The 16,039-nt window shown below is 38.9% G+C and carries 17 protein-coding genes; all 17 read right to left on the reverse strand.

All coding sequences use genetic code 11. The annotated features are described in order from the left end of the window. Positions 1-184: 184 nt before the first annotated feature. Positions 185-658, reverse strand: coding sequence for an ECF transporter S component (locus HMPREF1517_RS06215; protein WP_037600219.1), 474 nt, complete (start codon positions 656-658; stop codon positions 185-187). After that, positions 648-1,409 (reverse strand): bifunctional hydroxymethylpyrimidine kinase/phosphomethylpyrimidine kinase, encoded by a 762-nt coding sequence (locus HMPREF1517_RS06220; RefSeq protein ID WP_037600223.1) that lies wholly within the window; start codon positions 1,407-1,409, stop codon positions 648-650. Before HMPREF1517_RS06220 ends, HMPREF1517_RS06215 begins: the two co-directional genes overlap by 11 nt. Beyond that, positions 1,402-2,148, reverse strand: a complete 747-nt coding sequence (truA, locus tag HMPREF1517_RS06225) for a tRNA pseudouridine(38-40) synthase TruA (RefSeq protein WP_037600225.1) — start codon at positions 2,146-2,148, stop codon at positions 1,402-1,404. Before truA ends, HMPREF1517_RS06220 begins: the two co-directional genes overlap by 8 nt. Positions 2,149-2,253: 105 nt before the next feature. Further along, positions 2,254-3,387, reverse strand: coding sequence for a molecular chaperone DnaJ (gene dnaJ / locus HMPREF1517_RS06230; RefSeq protein ID WP_037600228.1), 1,134 nt, complete (start codon positions 3,385-3,387; stop codon positions 2,254-2,256). Positions 3,388-3,769: 382 nt separating this feature from the next. Then, complete coding sequence (dnaK, locus tag HMPREF1517_RS06235) at positions 3,770-5,593, reverse strand: molecular chaperone DnaK (RefSeq protein ID WP_002886397.1); 1,824 nt, start codon at positions 5,591-5,593, stop codon at positions 3,770-3,772. Positions 5,594-5,677: 84 nt separating this feature from the next. Next, the gene (gene grpE, locus HMPREF1517_RS06240) at positions 5,678-6,202 is read right to left on the reverse strand and encodes a nucleotide exchange factor GrpE (protein ID WP_037600248.1); all 525 of its coding nucleotides are present in this window, start codon (positions 6,200-6,202) and stop codon (positions 5,678-5,680) included. Positions 6,203-6,240: 38 nt separating this feature from the next. Then, complete coding sequence (gene hrcA, locus HMPREF1517_RS06245; RefSeq protein ID WP_004182170.1) at positions 6,241-7,275, reverse strand: heat-inducible transcriptional repressor HrcA; 1,035 nt, start codon at positions 7,273-7,275, stop codon at positions 6,241-6,243. 188 nt (positions 7,276-7,463) lie between these two features. Continuing rightward, positions 7,464-8,048, reverse strand: a complete 585-nt coding sequence (locus HMPREF1517_RS06250) for a glycoside hydrolase family 73 protein (RefSeq protein WP_037600237.1) — start codon at positions 8,046-8,048, stop codon at positions 7,464-7,466. Then, positions 8,045-8,842 carry a M15 family metallopeptidase gene (locus tag HMPREF1517_RS06255; protein WP_002889700.1) on the reverse strand — a complete coding sequence of 266 codons (798 nt, stop codon included), beginning with the start codon at positions 8,840-8,842 and terminating at the stop codon, positions 8,045-8,047. Before HMPREF1517_RS06255 ends, HMPREF1517_RS06250 begins: the two co-directional genes overlap by 4 nt. Then, positions 8,829-9,533, reverse strand: coding sequence for a histidine phosphatase family protein (locus HMPREF1517_RS06260; RefSeq protein ID WP_037600240.1), 705 nt, complete (start codon positions 9,531-9,533; stop codon positions 8,829-8,831). The genes HMPREF1517_RS06255 and HMPREF1517_RS06260 overlap by 14 nt, the downstream gene beginning before the upstream one ends. 115 nt (positions 9,534-9,648) lie before the next feature. Beyond that, complete coding sequence (locus HMPREF1517_RS06265; protein ID WP_002889697.1) at positions 9,649-10,986, reverse strand: PFL family protein; 1,338 nt, start codon at positions 10,984-10,986, stop codon at positions 9,649-9,651. 17 nt (positions 10,987-11,003) lie between these two features. Next, entirely contained in the window at positions 11,004-11,270 is a 267-nt protein-coding gene (locus HMPREF1517_RS06270) for an ACT domain-containing protein (protein WP_002889695.1), read from the reverse strand. A gap of 321 nt (positions 11,271-11,591) precedes the next feature. After that, positions 11,592-12,809 (reverse strand): CapA family protein, encoded by a 1,218-nt coding sequence (locus tag HMPREF1517_RS06275; protein WP_037600242.1) that lies wholly within the window; start codon positions 12,807-12,809, stop codon positions 11,592-11,594. Between the two features lie 165 nt (positions 12,810-12,974). Further along, positions 12,975-13,811, reverse strand: a complete 837-nt coding sequence (gene srtB, locus HMPREF1517_RS06280) for a class B sortase, LPKTxAVK-specific (RefSeq protein ID WP_002889691.1) — start codon at positions 13,809-13,811, stop codon at positions 12,975-12,977. An 86-nt stretch (positions 13,812-13,897) separates the two neighbouring features. After that, positions 13,898-14,311, reverse strand: coding sequence for an LPKTxAVK-anchored surface protein (locus HMPREF1517_RS06285; RefSeq protein ID WP_002889684.1), 414 nt, complete (start codon positions 14,309-14,311; stop codon positions 13,898-13,900). A gap of 691 nt (positions 14,312-15,002) precedes the next feature. Further along, positions 15,003-15,212, reverse strand: a complete 210-nt coding sequence (locus tag HMPREF1517_RS06290) for a helix-turn-helix transcriptional regulator (RefSeq protein ID WP_002886384.1) — start codon at positions 15,210-15,212, stop codon at positions 15,003-15,005. Positions 15,213-15,215: 3 nt separating this feature from the next. Beyond that, positions 15,216-15,797, reverse strand: a complete 582-nt coding sequence (locus HMPREF1517_RS06295) for a hypothetical protein (RefSeq protein WP_037600245.1) — start codon at positions 15,795-15,797, stop codon at positions 15,216-15,218. Positions 15,798-16,039 lie beyond the last annotated feature (242 nt).

Genomic DNA, 16,039 nt, shown 5'->3' on the forward strand with positions numbered 1-16,039 from the left:
GTCAATAACTTTTTTAAAGTTTTGGAACCGAAACAGCTTATTTATAATATCATCTCTAGCTTGTCTTGTCAATAACTTTTTTTAAAGTTTTGGAACCTTTTCAAGTTTGTGGCAAGTCTGTTAAGACAACTTTTATATCTTAACACCCAAATCAATACTTGTCAATAGGGTTTTAGTAAATCTATTAACCTTTTTTAGATTGAACTTTTTTGAATCCTTGATACAATACCCATCCAACAACTACGCCAAGGGCATTCTGGCAGAAATTAGGAATTACTTCTGCGATTGAAGCTCCTGTTCCATACATAAATACTGAAGCAAGTGCATAGCCACCCACCATCACAACTGCTGCAATCAGAAGGCCCAGGATACGATAGTTCCCTTTAAAGCCAGCAAAATAACCTTGTGCACCATGGATTAACAAACTGATAAACATCCATTGCGGAGCAGATGATAGCAGATCTATCAGAAAAGCAGACAATCCGCCCACAATTGCCCCCTCTTTCTTCCCAAGATAAAAAGCTGTGAAGTAGATTCCTGCATCTACCAAAGTTAAAAGCCCTGTTGGAGTTGGAATTTTAGCTACGAATCCAAAGGTCACTGATAAAGCTGTTAAGATAGCTAATAATGTTAGCTCTTTTGTTTTCTTATTTTGCATATTGAACTACTCCAAATTCATTTGATTGTTTAATTGATTCATAAACAAAGGCTTTAGCATTTGCCACAGCTTCAGTTTCTGAACATCCTTTAACTAATTCACTAGCTATACTTGAAGCAAATGTACATCCTGCACCGGTATTATTTTTGTCTAGCACAGCTTCTTCAAACAATTTGTAGTCTGTCCCATCATAAAAGACATCTATCGCTTTAGTACCATCCAAGCGGTTTCCACCCTTAACAACGACAGTCTTAGCACCTAATTCATTGAGATAGCTAGCCGCATGCTTCATATCATCAAGAGTCTTGACCTTTCTATCTATAAGCAGTTCGACTTCAGGTAAGTTTGGAGTGATAACCGTGATATAAGGGAAAAATTTAACCAATTCATCACGTAGTTGAGAAACTTCAACGTCATGAGTCTCCTTACATACTAAAACGGGATCCAAGACAATTGGAATATCAGAATGATTTTTAACAAAATCCAACGTTAATTCTGCGATTTCAACGTTAGGCAACAAACCAATTTTAATTGCTGAGAAGGGGACATCTTTTAGTGAATCAAGTTGTTGTTTAAAAACATTAGTATCAACCGGAATGACCTCAAAACCATTCTCAGTCATAGCTGTTAGACAGGTAAGAGCCACAAATCCATGCTGTTTATTTGTGGTAAATGTCGCTAAATCTGCATGAAGTCCGCCACCACTAAAAATATCATTCCCTGAAATCGCTAAAATCAATTCATTACTCATATCGTATCTCCTTTAAATACAAACCATTACCAGCTGTCGTTGGTCCTGCAAGATTACGGTCACGACTTTCTAACACTGTCTTCACTTGCGAAACAGGCATGCGACCATTGCCAATCTTCAACAAGGTGCCAACCATATTTCTAACTTGCTTATAGAGAAAACCATTACCAGAAAAAGTAAAGATATAAAATCCAGTTTTCTCATCGATAGATACACTAGCCTGGGTAATTGTGCGTACTTTATTTTCTACAGAAGTTCCTGAAGCTGTGAAGCCTGAAAAATCATGTGTACCGACCAAATCCTTAGCAGCCTCCTGCATAGGAGCTAAACTCAAAGGATAGGGATAGTGGGTGGCATAATTACGCATCATGGGGTTCTTAGGTCGCCCTGCATCTACTAGAAACTCATAAGTTTTACTGTGTTTATTGTATCGTGCATGGAATTCCTCCGATACAAGTTCGATACTAACAACATCAATATCATCTGGACATTGCGTATCTAAACCAAAACGTAACTTCTCTGGATCCCGCTCCTGAGGCAAATCGAAGTGGATAACTTGTCCATAGGCATGAACACCTGCATCTGTACGACCCGCTCCATGAACGGTGACAGGTGTACCGCTATTTAACCGTAAGAGAGTCTTTTCAAGTTCTTCTTGAATGGAACGTGCATTTGGTTGTCTTTGAAAACCTGAGAAAAGTGTACCATCATAGGAAATTGTCGCTTTGTATCTAACCATAGAATTATCATATCAGATTTTTTTAAGGATAAAAAGTAGGTCAATCGCCAACTGACCCCGTACAGTTTTTAGCATAAAGAAAAAGACGCCTTTCGCGTCCCTTCTTTATAAATCTTCTAAGGCATCCTTTACTTTATTGAAGAAACCTTTTTTCTGTGGTGCGATTTTTTCATCACCACTTGCTTTGGCGAATGCAAGGAGAGCTTCTTTTTGATCATCATTTAGCTTCGTAGGAGTTACAATCTTAACTGTAACGTGTTGGTCTCCTTGTGAACCTCCACGAAGACGTGGAGCACCCTTCCCTTTTAGACGGAAAGTTTTGCCTGTTTGAGTTCCTGCTGGGATGGTCATCTCAACATTTCCGTGAACCGTTGGTACTTCGACAGTGTCACCAAGGGCTGCTTGGACAAAGGAAATATTAAGTGTATAGTAAATTGTTGATCCATCACGCGTAAATTTATCGCTTGGATTAACATTGATGATTACAAAGAGGTCTCCATAGGGACCTCCATTGAAACCAGCTTCACCTTGACCAGCAAGACGGATTTGTTGACCTGTTTCAACACCTGCTGGAATCTTGACAGATACTTTGTGGCTTTGTTTTTCATGACCTGTTCCATGACAAGTTTGACATGGCTCTTTAATTTCTTGACCTGTTCCATGACAGACATCACAGGTTACCTGACGACGCATCATACCAAGTGGTGTTTGCGTATCAACATTGATAACCCCTTGACCATGACAGCGACCACAAGTTACAGGGCTTGTTCCAGGTTTTGCACCAGATCCTGAACATGTCTTACATGTCGCTTCACGATTATAGTGCACTTCTTTTTCGGCACCAAAAATCGCCTCTTCAAAGCTTAAGTTGACACGGTACTGAAGGTCATCACCTTGACGTGGAGCATTTGGGTTACGAGTAGCACCACCACCAAAGAAGCTAGAGAAAATATCCTCAAAGCCTCCAAAGCCTGCACCACCATCGAAGCCTCCAAAGCCTCCTTGACCACCAAAACCATTCGCACCATCTGGTCCGTATTGGTCATAGGCTGCACGTTTTTGGTCATCACTTAGAGTTTCGTAGGCCTCTTGGACCTCTTTATATTTTTCTTCCGCACCTGGTTCTTTATTAATGTCTGGGTGGTATTTCTTAGACATCTTACGATAGGCACGTTTAATTTCATCTTGAGAGGCATCCTTAGATACCCCAAGACGATCGTAATATTCGGTATTGTTCATAATTTTAGATACAAAGGGCATCTAATGGAGAAAGCCAAAGTAATGGTTTTGAAGATGAACACCTAGTCCCTTGAAACCAACTATCTTTTTGGCTTAATCCATAGCCCGTGTTCAACGACGAACACTCTTTGTTCCTTTCTATTTTATATTTGTTACGATACGAAGTAAAACTATATCTTATATTCACTTCACTTATTTTAGCGAAAAACAGAGGCTGGTTTGCAACCTCTGGATTTCTTGTTATCATTTACTAGATAAGCTCAACACCTTACCGAACTGAGCACACCTTACCTCTTGGTGAAAAAGAGAAATCTCCCTAGAAACTAAAGTTTCTGCGTCGAATCTCCTATTTTCACTATGAGGTTTTAACGGGCTTTGCATCTTATTTTTCAGTAAACTCTCCGTCTACGACGTCGTCGCCTGAATTATCTGCTGTTTGTGCACCTTCTGCTCCTGCTTGAGCTTGTTGTGCTGCTGCAGCTTGTTCGTAAAGTTTAACTGCAAGAGCTTGAGCTTTTTCGTTAAGAGCTTCCAATTTAGCCTTCATGTCATCAAGATTGCCTGATTCTTGAGCTTTCTTAAGGTCATCAAGGGCTGATTGAGCAGCATCACGTTCTGTGTCGAAGCCTTTACCTTCTGTTTCTTTGATTGTCTTTTCAGTTGCAAAGATAGCTTGGTCAACTTCGTTACGAAGATCTACTTCTTCTTTACGTTTTGCATCTGCTTCAGCATTTGCTTCAGCATCTTTCATCATCTTTTCAATTTCTTCATCTGTCAAACCAGAGTTAGATTGGATAACAATTGTTTGTTCCTTTTGAGTTCCAAGGTCTTTAGCTTTAACAGATACGATACCGTTCTTATCAATATCGAAAGTAACTTCGATTTGTGGGATACCACGAGGTGCAGCTGGGATATCAGTCAATTGGAAACGTCCAAGAGTCTTGTTATCTGCTGCCATTGGGCGTTCCCCTTGAAGAACGTGGATATCAACGGCTGGTTGGTTGTCTGCTGCAGTTGAGAAGACTTGTGACTTAGATGTTGGAATTGTAGTGTTGCGGTCGATGAGTTTTGTGAACACTCCACCCATTGTTTCGATACCAAGTGACAATGGAGTTACATCAAGAAGGACAACGTCTTTGACATCACCAGTGATAACACCACCTTGGATAGCAGCACCCATAGCAACTACTTCATCAGGGTTAACTGATTTATTTGGTTCTTTACCAGTTTCAGCTTTAACAGCTTCTACAACGGCAGGAATACGAGTTGAACCACCGACAAGGATGACTTCGTCAATATCTGACAAGCTCAAACCTGCATCTGAAAGGGCTTGGCGAACTGGAGTTTTAGTACGTTCTACAAGGTCACGAGTCAAATCATCGAATTTCGCACGAGTCAATGTCATCTCCAAGTGAAGAGGTCCAGCCTCACCAGCAGTGATGAATGGCAAGCTGATTTGTGTTGATGTGACACCAGAAAGGTCTTTCTTAGCTTTTTCAGCTGCGTCTTTCAAACGTTGAAGAGCCATCTTGTCTGTTGACAAGTCGATACCATTTTCTTTCTTGAATTCTTCAACCATGTGGTCGATGATTTTTTGGTCAAAGTCATCACCACCGAGTTTGTTATCCCCTGCAGTTGCCAATACATCAAAGACACCATCACCAAGTTCAAGGATAGATACGTCGAATGTACCACCACCAAGGTCGAATACCAAGATTTTTTCTTCTTTATCAGTCTTATCCAAACCATAAGCAAGGGCTGCTGCTGTTGGTTCGTTGACGATACGTTCTACTTCAAGACCAGCAATTTTACCAGCGTCTTTAGTTGCTTGACGTTGAGCATCGTTGAAGTAAGCAGGAACTGTAATAACAGCTTTGGTTACTTTTTCACCAAGGTAATCTTCAGCATAACCTTTCAAATATTGAAGAATCATAGCTGAAATCTCTTGCGGTGTGTATTCTTTACCGTTTGCAGAAACTTTTTCAGAAGTACCCATCTTAGATTTGATAGAGATGATGGTATCTGGGTTTGTTACTGCTTGACGTTTTGCAGCGTCACCAACGATGATTTCACCATTTTTGAATGACACAACAGATGGAGTTGTGCGGTTTCCTTCTGGGTTTGCGATAATTTTTGATTCAGTTCCTTCAAGAACTGCTACTGCTGAGTTTGTTGTACCTAAGTCAATACCAATGATTTTAGACATATGTTTTTCCCCTTTTTACTTAATTTCTATTTTGCTTTTTTATCTTTCATTCATAGTTTTATGTCATTTCGGACAAGTTTTCAATTAATTATATACAACTACCATAGCTGGGCGTAAGACGCGTTCGTGGAGTTTATACCCTTTTTGGAAAACTTGTGCAATCGTATCTGCTGGATGTTCATCATCTGCAGGCATTGTTTGAATCGCCATGTGGAAGTTATGATCGAAATCACCATCTGCTTGGATTTCTTCAATCCCTTCCTCTTTAAGAGCATGTACCAAACTTTCTTGCACCATTTCCAAGCCTTTTTTGACATCATCAGTCAAGCCCTCAACTGCAAGAGCACGTTCAAGGTTATCAAGTGATGGCAAAATCGCTTTTGCCAAATCTTGGCTACGATACTTTTGCAATTGTTGACGTTCTTCATTGGCACGTCGCTGAATATTTTGCATTTCTGCATGGGCACGAAGGTATTTATTTTCAAATTCTTCGGCACGCGCTTGTGCTTCTTCAAGCTCAGAAGGTTCGCTTACTTCCTCTACAACTTCTTCAGTTGTCTCAGTAGCTTCCTCTTCTTTCACTTCTTCTTTTTTAATATCTTCAGTCAAGGCATACACCTCTTTCTATACTTATTAAATGTTATATCTTAGCTAACTTCATAATGGTTACTATTGAGGTAACGGTAATAATCCGTCAACTTCATAACCAAAACTCTACTAATAACATTGACCAAACTAACCATGCGACGATAATCCATTTCAACTGGGCCAATCACATGCATGAGCGCCATCCCACGATAAGGAATCAGGAATTTATGACTCATAACTGTGACATTTTCAAGCGCTTCTTCAGTTGATTCTGCAACCGAAATCTTGGTCACTTCATCATCGGAGATAGCTGATCGAAGCTCAAGTGCCACATGTTGTGGATTGTCCAAAAATTGATAGGTTTTTAAGTCGGCATAAGTCAGTGATGCAACCTTACCTTCGATGAAAATCAATTCCTTAAAAAGTTGTGAAAAGATATAATCAAACAAATCTAGAACATTATCTGTTATCTTGAAATACTTTTGCACAATCTGAGGAATCTCAGTTCTCAATCGGTAATGGATATCTAAGACAGTGTTTCCCAAAAAACGTTCTTGAACAAGCTTATGAAGAATTTCCAAATCACTAGACAAGAAATTTTTTGGAATAGCAAACTGAACTGTCACAGGCTTAGATTCATCTAGAGTAAGAACCGCTAAAGCGTCGTGATTGGATAGATGAACAATGTCAAATCCAGTCAGACGTTGTCGTGTCGGTTCCACATCTTGAATCACTGCTGTGCATCCTGTCATTTCTGCCAGCAGCTTTGCCGCTGCATCCAAGATATCTTCAAGTTTAAAAGCTTCAAAGTCAAAAGCTTTAACCACTTGATAAACATCTTGTTCATCAATCGTATCAAGATTCAAAGAATTAGCGACAAAATACTGGAAACCTGCTCGGCTTGGCATACGCCCACTAGAAGTATGAGCTTTTTCAAGATAGCCCATTTTTTCTAGCTTGGCCATGTCATTACGAATAGTCGCTGAACTCGAATCAATTGATTCTTGTAACGCTTTAGAACCAACCGGTTCATGTGTACGAGTGAACATCTCAACTATCAAATTCAAAATAGTGTTTTGCCTTTGCGTAATCACGATGTCACCTCATTTCTATTTGTTAGCACTCTAATACGCCGACTGCTAACTTATGATTCTATTATACACCTAAACTTGAACATGTCAACCCAAAAAACCAAAAAATTAGCACTCTTTTTGAGAGAGTGCTAAAAATACATCTCAAGACCTAGAGAAGCAAAAAAGAGCACCTCCGAGGTACTCTAATCTTATCGATCATATTTTGACAAATGATAGGTCTCAATAATAGATATGAGGTGTTTGGCGTAATCTGGATCACTGCTAAAACCCGCAGCTTGTAGTTTTTCTGCCGCAACTTTATAACTAGTCGTTCCTGCCACCTCTTTATAGGTCGACTCGCCCCACGTTCCTTGGCGAAGTTCTTCTAAATAAGTCATCATAGAACTTGACCAATCCTTAAAAACTGCAAAATCCACCTTTTGGTATTGCCATTTCCCTTTACTGTAGATACTATCCTTTAAACGAATACGTTCTTGACCCGGCTGAGCTACCAGACTGTAGATGTTATGGTATTTAACAGATAAAAGACTGCTACCATAATTCGACTCATATGCAGCTTGGCTAAGGAGAATTGACGCTGGCACACCATAGTTTTTGGACATCTTTTGAGCTGTTGGAGCTAAGGTCTCAATAAACTCTTGCTGCGTGTAAGCAACCTTTACCGAACGAGCATTATCATCTGTAGAGGCATGAAGAATCAAAGGTAAGACAATACCTAAAGCGAAAACAGCAACTAAGGTTATGAAGGCTTTTAGTTTAAAACGTCGTCTCACTTAGCTTTCTCCTTTAATAATGCCAAATACTCCTCCAAAGTAAGATTATGTTCAGCCATATACTCTGCTGACTCTTTACCAACATAGCGGAAATGCCAATCCTCGTAACCTACACCAGTTGATGATGTTTTACCATCTGGAAAACGAAGAACAAAGCCATATTTCGGCGCCAACTCTTTAACTTTAGCTACTGTATCTGGATCTGCTTCATTTAAGCTATCTACAGTACTCATATCAATCGCAAGACCCGTCTGGTGTTCACTCGCTCCTGGTGGTTGTGAATAGGTTTGAACCTTTTTCTCCGCCTGAGACTCCGTCAAACTTGGGTCAGCAGCCATTTCCTGCTGAACATAACTGTTATAAAGTTCTGTCTGATAAGCAACACTACGATAACCGGATATCAAGTGATAACTTGGATCAATTTCTTGAGCAGCTGCTAAAAACTCCTTAACATTCTTAGCAATTCTCGCATCTACAGAAACACCATCGACATCAGCAATCTCAGGGTTAAGTTCTTTAGACTTATTATCTCGATTTACCAAAAGCAATTGCCAGTCTTTAGGCGATACATCAGGTAGTCCCTTTGCATCCTTGCTTCGAGTCGCATCGGTAGCTTGCTTACTACTTTTCATTACCGACGATCCATTGGTTTGTTGAACCGTACGACTGACACCAAATACAGAATAAAGTCCTGCTGCAACTAAAAGGACTGCAATCAAGACACTACTGATAACCAAAAACCAGTTGGTTTGCTTTTTCGCCTGACGGCGACTTGGATAGTTATTTTTTACCATTTTCTTTTTCTATTATCTCTCGCCCAACCTGACGATAAGTCATATCGCCAAGTGCTTCTAATGTAAATTTACCATTTTCATAAGCAACAACAGTAACCGAACCGTTGTCCAATGAAGGATGCTCGACAGAAGGATCAATTAACCAAGCAAAGGTTGCAATGGTCATACCGTGACTAACAACGATAGCATTACCACCACCAGACCTCTCAAGATCCTCAGCAATAGCTGTAAACCCTTCTAAAATACGTTTTCTGAGCACTTCCCAAGACTCTGCCCAACCAGCCGTATCCACATCAAGGATACCTTGTGCAAGTTCAGGATAAGTTACCTCATGCAAATCCTTACCTTGAAAAGCATCTGTTCTCGGTAGCACACCGTAGAAAAGTTCACCATCATAGCCACCATCTAAACTACCAAAACACCACTCACGAATACGTTTGTCACGTTTATAGGGAATAGTTTCTAAACCCGTCTCACGCAAAATGATATCCATAGTTTGAATCGTTCGACCTGAATCACTAGAATATGCAGCTTTAAAAGGAATACCTGCTGCTTTCAGACCTACCCCCAATTCACGAATACCTTCTTCACCGAATGGGGTCAAAGGGCTATCAGACCAACCTTGTGCACGACCAATGGTGTTAAACATGGTTTTGCCGTGTCTTGCAATATACAACTTAACCTTACTCATAGTGCCCCTTCTTTCCGTCATTTTTGAATTCATTATAGCACAAATCCCCTCGACTATCTAGCCAACGAGACCATCAGAAAATGCCTTACCAATTGGCAAAGCATTTATCATCCGTTTAGTTTTTAAAGCTGTGAACAGGAGCTGGGATTTGACCACCACGCGCAATGAAGTCAGCCGATGAAGCTTTGTTTACCTTCATTACCGGTGCATACCCAAGAAGACCTCCAAGTTCCAGCATGTCACCTTCCTTACCATAAGGAATAATACGAACAGCTGTTGTTTTCTGGTTAATAACACCGATAGCCGCTTCATCAGCAATCATGGCCGCGATTGTAGTATCTGGCGTATCAGCAGGAATAGCAATCATGTCTAGACCAACAGAACAGATGGCTGTCATAGCTTCCAATTTTTCAAGGTTGATATGACCAGATTTAACAGCCGCAATCATACCCTCATCTTCAGAAACTGGAATAAAGGCACCTGACAAACCACCAACTTGGTTACATGCCATGATACCACCTTTTTTAACTTGGTCATTAAGAAGGGCTAGAGCTGCAGTAGTACCATGTGTACCAACAACTTCAAGACCCATCGCTTCAAGGACACGGGCTACTGAATCACCAACTGCTGGTGTTGGCGCAAGAGACAAATCCACAATACCGAACTCGACACCAAGACGTTCACTGGCCATTTGACCAACCAACTGACCAACACGTGTGATTTTGAAGGCAGTCTTCTTAACTGTTTCAGCTAAAACATCGAAACTTTCGCCTGGAACTTTCTCAACTGCACGTTGCACAACACCAGGACCTGAAACCCCAACATTGATTACAACATCAGCCTCACCAACACCGTGGAAAGCACCTGCCATAAATGGATTATCTTCAACCGCATTGGCAAAGACAACCAATTTACCTGGACCCATTGGATCTGCCTGAGAAGCCTCTTTGATGATACGTCCCATGTCACGTACTGCTGTCATGTTAATACCGGTCTTTGTTGAACCAATGTTGACAGACGAACAGACAAAATCAGTCTCTGCAAGCGCACGTGGAATAGAATTAATAAGAATTTCATCACCTTTTTGGTAGCCCTTCTGAACGAGCGCAGAGAAACCACCAATAAAGTTCACGCCGATTTCCTTAGCTGCTCGGTCAAGCGCCTTCGCAAAAGGTACATAGTCTGTAGCATCTGTTGCCGCACCGATGATTGAAATCGGAGTAACAGATACACGTTTATTAACAATCGGAATACCAAGTTCAGCCGCAATCTCATCGCCAACAGTTACCAAATCCTTAGCCTTAGATACAATCTTGTTATATACTTTTTCCGCTGCCTTATCGATATCTGAATCGATACAGTCTAGGAGCGAGATTCCCATGGTAATTGTACGAACATCAAAGTTCTGTTCCTCAATCATGGCAATGGTTTCTGTAACCTGTTTAATATCCATTTTAAACTACTCCTATCTTACAAGTTGTGCATCGCATCAAAAATCGCTGAACTTTGGATGTTGATTTTAACGTTCAATGACTCACCAAAGGCTTCCAATTCAGCACGTAGGTGTGTAAAATCTTGTTTGCCTTCCGATGATACAACCGCCATCATGGTAAAGAATTCATCAAGGACTGTTTGAGAAATATCATCAATATTCAAGCCAAGCTCTGCCACCTTAGTCGCAACACCCGCAACAATACCTGCTTTGTCCTTACCTACAACTGTAATAATTGCTTTCATGAGAAGCCTCCATCATTTTATTTTGTATAATTTTAGCATATTTTGATTAAAAATGCTATTTTTTATGAAAATTGCCTCTTTTTTCTTGAAAAAGACGAATATTTCAGCAACATTTAATCATTATCGTTTATGAAAACATCCTCTCTTTGACCTAACTACTTGTGGATAAACTTGTTCACAACCTAAATAATTTCCTTCTTTTAAAACCTTGAAAAATCAATATTCAACACAGTTAACAGACTTATCCACAGGTGTGGATAAGTCTGTGGGTAACTTGTCGATAAACAAAAAATACCGCCAAATTTAGGCGATATCTTAGCTTTATTTCCATTTTAAATTAACATGGGCATTCATTTCTTTATAGGCAGTATCGATACGTTCTTTGGTCTCTTCATCTAGTTTATTTCTATATTTACCACCTTTAATGAAATCCTCTAAAATATAAGTTTGGTAAGTATACAAAGGATACCCCTCTGGCGAAGTTGTTCCTTTAGGCGTACGGTTAACCCAAGTCGGATGTGCTTGAGCCGTCTTAATCGTGGTTTGACCATTCTTTTTCTCAAGGGTCACATCCATTAAGACACCTCTCTCTGTCCACTCTGCACTATCCACACCATCCATAGTCTCTATGCGCTGGTTAGAGATAAAATTCCCCATTGAGTAAATAATAAGTTTTTGCTGCCCATCCTTTTTAACCACCTCTGAAGGCTCAACCACATGAGGATGACCTCCAAAGATAATATCGGCACCCCAATCAACCATCTTATGATAAAGTTTAACCTGTTCATCTGTCGGTTCCAAACGATACTCAACACCCATCTGAGGCATGATAACCGTGATATCCGCTTCTTTTTCTGCACGCTGAATCTCAGCTTTCATACGTTTTTCATCCAAATTCGATAAGTGGTCTGCAACCTCTTTATCCGTCAAGTTCGACTCTAGGCCATTGTAACCATAAGCATAGGAAAGTATTGCAACCTTGATACCATTAACATTCTTGATGAGGAGTGGCGCCTTGTCACGCACCGGCTTTTCATAAACACCAACAGGATCAATGCCCACCTCTTTAAAAGCATCAGCCGTTGTAAAAGCTCCCTCTAAACCAGAATCCAAGATATGATTATGAGCCAAATCCATAACATCATAGCCAGCATCCTTAATAGCTGCGGTCACTGATTGAGGAGCATTAAACAGAGGATAGCCTGACAAAGGATAATCAGGATTGATAGTTCCCTCAAAATCACCCAAAACCAAATCAGCCTGCTTTAACCACGGCTTCACATAAGTAAAATTCTCCGTGAAATCATAGCTACCATCTGCCTGCAGGGCACTCATATAGAGACCGTCATGATAGAGCAAGTCCCCATTAGCCATGATACGTGCTGTCTGTACCTGGTTCGAGGCATTCTTTTGCTGTTCGTTCTTACTATGAACAATTAAAATCTCAAGAAAAAGCAAACCTAAGACAAGAGCAATTAACCCCATCAAAATCTTATTAGTCATCGCATTGTCACGCTTTTTAGCCTGGCTCTGTTTCATAATACTCTCCTTTTTCATACCTCTAGTGTACCAAAAAAACTTATCCATTGATGATAAAAAAGATTAATAAACGGTTACATCTCAATTCCACGACGATTGAAAAGATCAGTTTTCTTAGACAAGATAAAAACTCTACTTCATACTGAAGTAGAGTTCTGTTAATGATTAGCGTGTTGGTGTGTATTCCAAATCTTTACCATGTTTAGCTACAAAATCAGACATTTCAGAGTCTGGAATTTGACGCAAGTAAAGATTAGCACGAATTGTTTCATCTTCCTCACGACAAGTCGAAAGAACGAGGTATTTATCTGAAGCACTAACCTTCAAATCCTTGTTTTTAACACTTGCTTGATCATAGATAATATCCAACTGTTGTTTAAAGTCTTTATCGCTTTCAAATGATGTACGATAGAAAGCTGTGTCTTCAGGCACAATTACCATAGCAAGTGCTTCGTAATAGTACTTACGTTGAGGTGTCTCAATAACAACATATTTGTGTTTGTCAAAGAATGACTGATCACTATAGTAGTTAACATCGTTGAACATACGACTATCAGCAACCTTACTTCCTCGAGCATGACCGAAGAGCCAAGTCAAACGATCGCTGAAATCTTTCTTATTGTCTGTATCCATGAAGACAGTTCCCAAATATGGAACGTTTCCTCCATCGAATGTTTTATCTAAATAGGTTGAATTGTCCGTTGTTTGAACAACCGGCTCATCCAATTTAGTCCCTGGTGCATAGACATAAGCGATAGTATCAGGGTTTGTTGCCTCAAGACCATCAAATTTATTTTTGAGGTAGGCTTTCTCCTCATCTGAAACTTTATAAGTGTTTGCTTTTTTAGTCGTTAAAACACTCTTAACACCATTAGAGGATGATGCTGTTGGAGACATAAACTGGAAGCCAAGGAAAATTGCCAAAGCAGCAATTACTACGGCAGAAATCCCAGCAATCAGTTTATTGCGAGATCCATTAGATTTACGGTTATGATTACTCATGAAATGTCAAATCCTTTTCTTTATCCATAGAAAAATATCACCGAAGCTTAAGCTCCAGTGATATTCTTTTTAGCAATAACAGTTAATTATTTAACAGCTGCTGTGTTTGGAAGAGCTTTAGCTTCAGCTTTAGCTGCTGGAGCTTTCTTTTCTGCAGCTTTAACAGCTTTAGCTTCTTCTTTAGCGTCTTTGTTAGCGTTAGCTTTATCAGTAACTACAAATTCATCTTTGATGATGTTTCCGTTAGCATCACGTTTTGGTTCGATGTGTTCACCAGCATCTTCAAATTTTTGTTTAGTTGAATCTGCGTCAACGTTGTTAAGACCATCTTTAGCAGCTTGAGTAAGACCACCTTCGTTGTTTGTGAAGAAGTCACCACCAGTTGCTTCAGTTTTGTTATCAAGGTTTCCAGTGTGAACGTTACCGTCGTTAGCGAAAACTGCTGCTGATGAAGCGAATACTGCAAGAACTGCAGCTGATGTAAGCAATACTTTTTTCATAATTGTTTCTCCTCTAATGGATTATTATATATTTAGTATCAGGACCTCCCTGACATCTATAGATTATAACACTATCTAGAGATATGTCAACAATTTTTAAAAACTTTTTTAAATTTTTAATATATCCTACAATTCCTACAAACAAAGGGTTTTTGAAGTCTGTTACCAAATAGTAATAATTAATCATTTTTAATTTTAATGTTATTTTAGGTAATTTATTATGTCCTCTGCTAAGTTTAAATACAAATTTAAATCATATATAAAAGCATAATTTGTAAAATATACATTCATTATTATGTGAAGTTTTTTGGCCAAAAATCAAGAGATATTTAATAGACGTATAAAACCCTTTACTGATAATATGTTTGAAGTATATAACAATATCATCTTTCAAATGAATGTACTCATTCACTCTGAGCGCTTTTGTATGATAACTACATAATATGCAGGGCCTAAAAAACGAATATATTAGAGAAACATTAGCATTTTTAAAAACATTTCTGCCTAAAAAGTTCTATTATTGGGTTAAAATGCTTGAAAAATAAACTATTATCTTATTTTTAAAAGCGTTTCAACTAAGGTGAAGTCAAGAAAATTCCTTTGAAAACACTCCCTCTTACCAAGACCTCTTCTCAGAATAACAAGTCTCCAAAAAACTAATACACAAATCAATTGGATTGTTTTACTTCTCTTATTTCAGACGAAATAGTTCTTCCACTTGTTTATTAAAGACTTGTGCTATTTTTAAAGCCATTTCCAACGAAGGGTTGTAGCGATTATTTTCTAAGTGAACAATCGTTTCTCTCCGTATTCCTACTTGATCTGCTAAATCTTGTTGAGTCATCCCATAAGCTTCCCTTACTTCTTTCAAGTTAGTCTTTATTTTACTTTCTTTCGCCATATTTCATCCCCTTTTTTCAGTGATAAAGTAAGTAATGGCAAATAATAAGAGTAAAAAAGCCACCAAAATATAAAGAAATCCAGCATTCAAAACAAAAACTTTACAGACGGCTATCAAGGTTGCAATTCCCAATAATATAAAGATTGCTATTGTAAACAAAATGGAAGAGGACTTTGCAATATTTCTATAAAATCGTTCATCGGGTTCTTCATTAATTCTCTTAAATAAGAAGTAAAACATTAATAACAATTGAACACTTAATCCAATTCCTAACATTATATTCTTAATCATAGAACCAGGAGTTAGATGCCAAACTCCAATAGTATAAATCGAAGACGAGAGAAGTACAAGCACTGTATATAATTTTGCAGTAATCCCAAACATATTTTTCTCTTTCTTTTGATAGGTTGATTTTGAGAGGACCGATAGCATCGTACAAGCCAAATACGTAGGAAGCCAAGACATCGTCATAATAGCACCTTTTGCTAGAATCGGTAGGTGATTCCCCAGCAATAAAACTAAACATACAACAATAAGCACGCTAGCGATATAAAGGATTATCTTTAAGTTCTTCGACATTTTCATTTTCGTCACTTCCTTTCGCCATGTTATAAATACATCACACCTTATCTGTTATAAATATATCACATTGTTATAAGAATTTCAAGATGAAGACAAAACTCTAGTAAGATTTTGAACATTTTTCAGAAATCTATACAAAAAAGCACCCATAGGGCAAACCTGTGAGTACGTTGAAACGTTGATATAATCGTATCGATTAACGTTTTGAGTGCAGTGGTTGCCATCCAATCAAATATCGCTTCGCT

This window comes from Streptococcus sp. ACS2 (assembly GCF_000525585.1).
Classification (GTDB): domain Bacteria; phylum Bacillota; class Bacilli; order Lactobacillales; family Streptococcaceae; genus Streptococcus.

Excerpts from the sequence above, each read along its gene's own strand:
- HMPREF1517_RS06255 (WP_002889700.1), bottom strand. The coding sequence starts at position 8,842 with ATGGTAAAAAATAACTATCCAAGTCGCCGTCAGGCGAAAAAGCAAACC.
- HMPREF1517_RS06260 (WP_037600240.1), bottom strand. The coding sequence starts at position 9,533 with ATGAGTAAGGTTAAGTTGTATATTGCAAGACACGGCAAAACCATGTTT.
- HMPREF1517_RS06290 (WP_002886384.1), bottom strand. The coding sequence starts at position 15,212 with ATGGCGAAAGAAAGTAAAATAAAGACTAACTTGAAAGAAGTAAGGGAA.
- HMPREF1517_RS06295 (WP_037600245.1), bottom strand. The coding sequence starts at position 15,797 with ATGAAAATGTCGAAGAACTTAAAGATAATCCTTTATATCGCTAGCGTG.
- dnaJ (WP_037600228.1), bottom strand. The coding sequence starts at position 3,387 with ATGAACAATACCGAATATTACGATCGTCTTGGGGTATCTAAGGATGCC.
- HMPREF1517_RS06270 (WP_002889695.1), bottom strand. The coding sequence starts at position 11,270 with ATGAAAGCAATTATTACAGTTGTAGGTAAGGACAAAGCAGGTATTGTT.
- HMPREF1517_RS06220 (WP_037600223.1), bottom strand. The coding sequence starts at position 1,409 with ATGAGTAATGAATTGATTTTAGCGATTTCAGGGAATGATATTTTTAGT.
- dnaK (WP_002886397.1), bottom strand. The coding sequence starts at position 5,593 with ATGTCTAAAATCATTGGTATTGACTTAGGTACAACAAACTCAGCAGTA.
- srtB (WP_002889691.1), bottom strand. The coding sequence starts at position 13,811 with ATGAGTAATCATAACCGTAAATCTAATGGATCTCGCAATAAACTGATT.
- HMPREF1517_RS06215 (WP_037600219.1), bottom strand. The coding sequence starts at position 658 with ATGCAAAATAAGAAAACAAAAGAGCTAACATTATTAGCTATCTTAACA.
- HMPREF1517_RS06275 (WP_037600242.1), bottom strand. The coding sequence starts at position 12,809 with ATGAAACAGAGCCAGGCTAAAAAGCGTGACAATGCGATGACTAATAAG.
- truA (WP_037600225.1), bottom strand. The coding sequence starts at position 2,148 with ATGGTTAGATACAAAGCGACAATTTCCTATGATGGTACACTTTTCTCA.
- HMPREF1517_RS06285 (WP_002889684.1), bottom strand. The coding sequence starts at position 14,311 with ATGAAAAAAGTATTGCTTACATCAGCTGCAGTTCTTGCAGTATTCGCT.
- HMPREF1517_RS06265 (WP_002889697.1), bottom strand. The coding sequence starts at position 10,986 with ATGGATATTAAACAGGTTACAGAAACCATTGCCATGATTGAGGAACAG.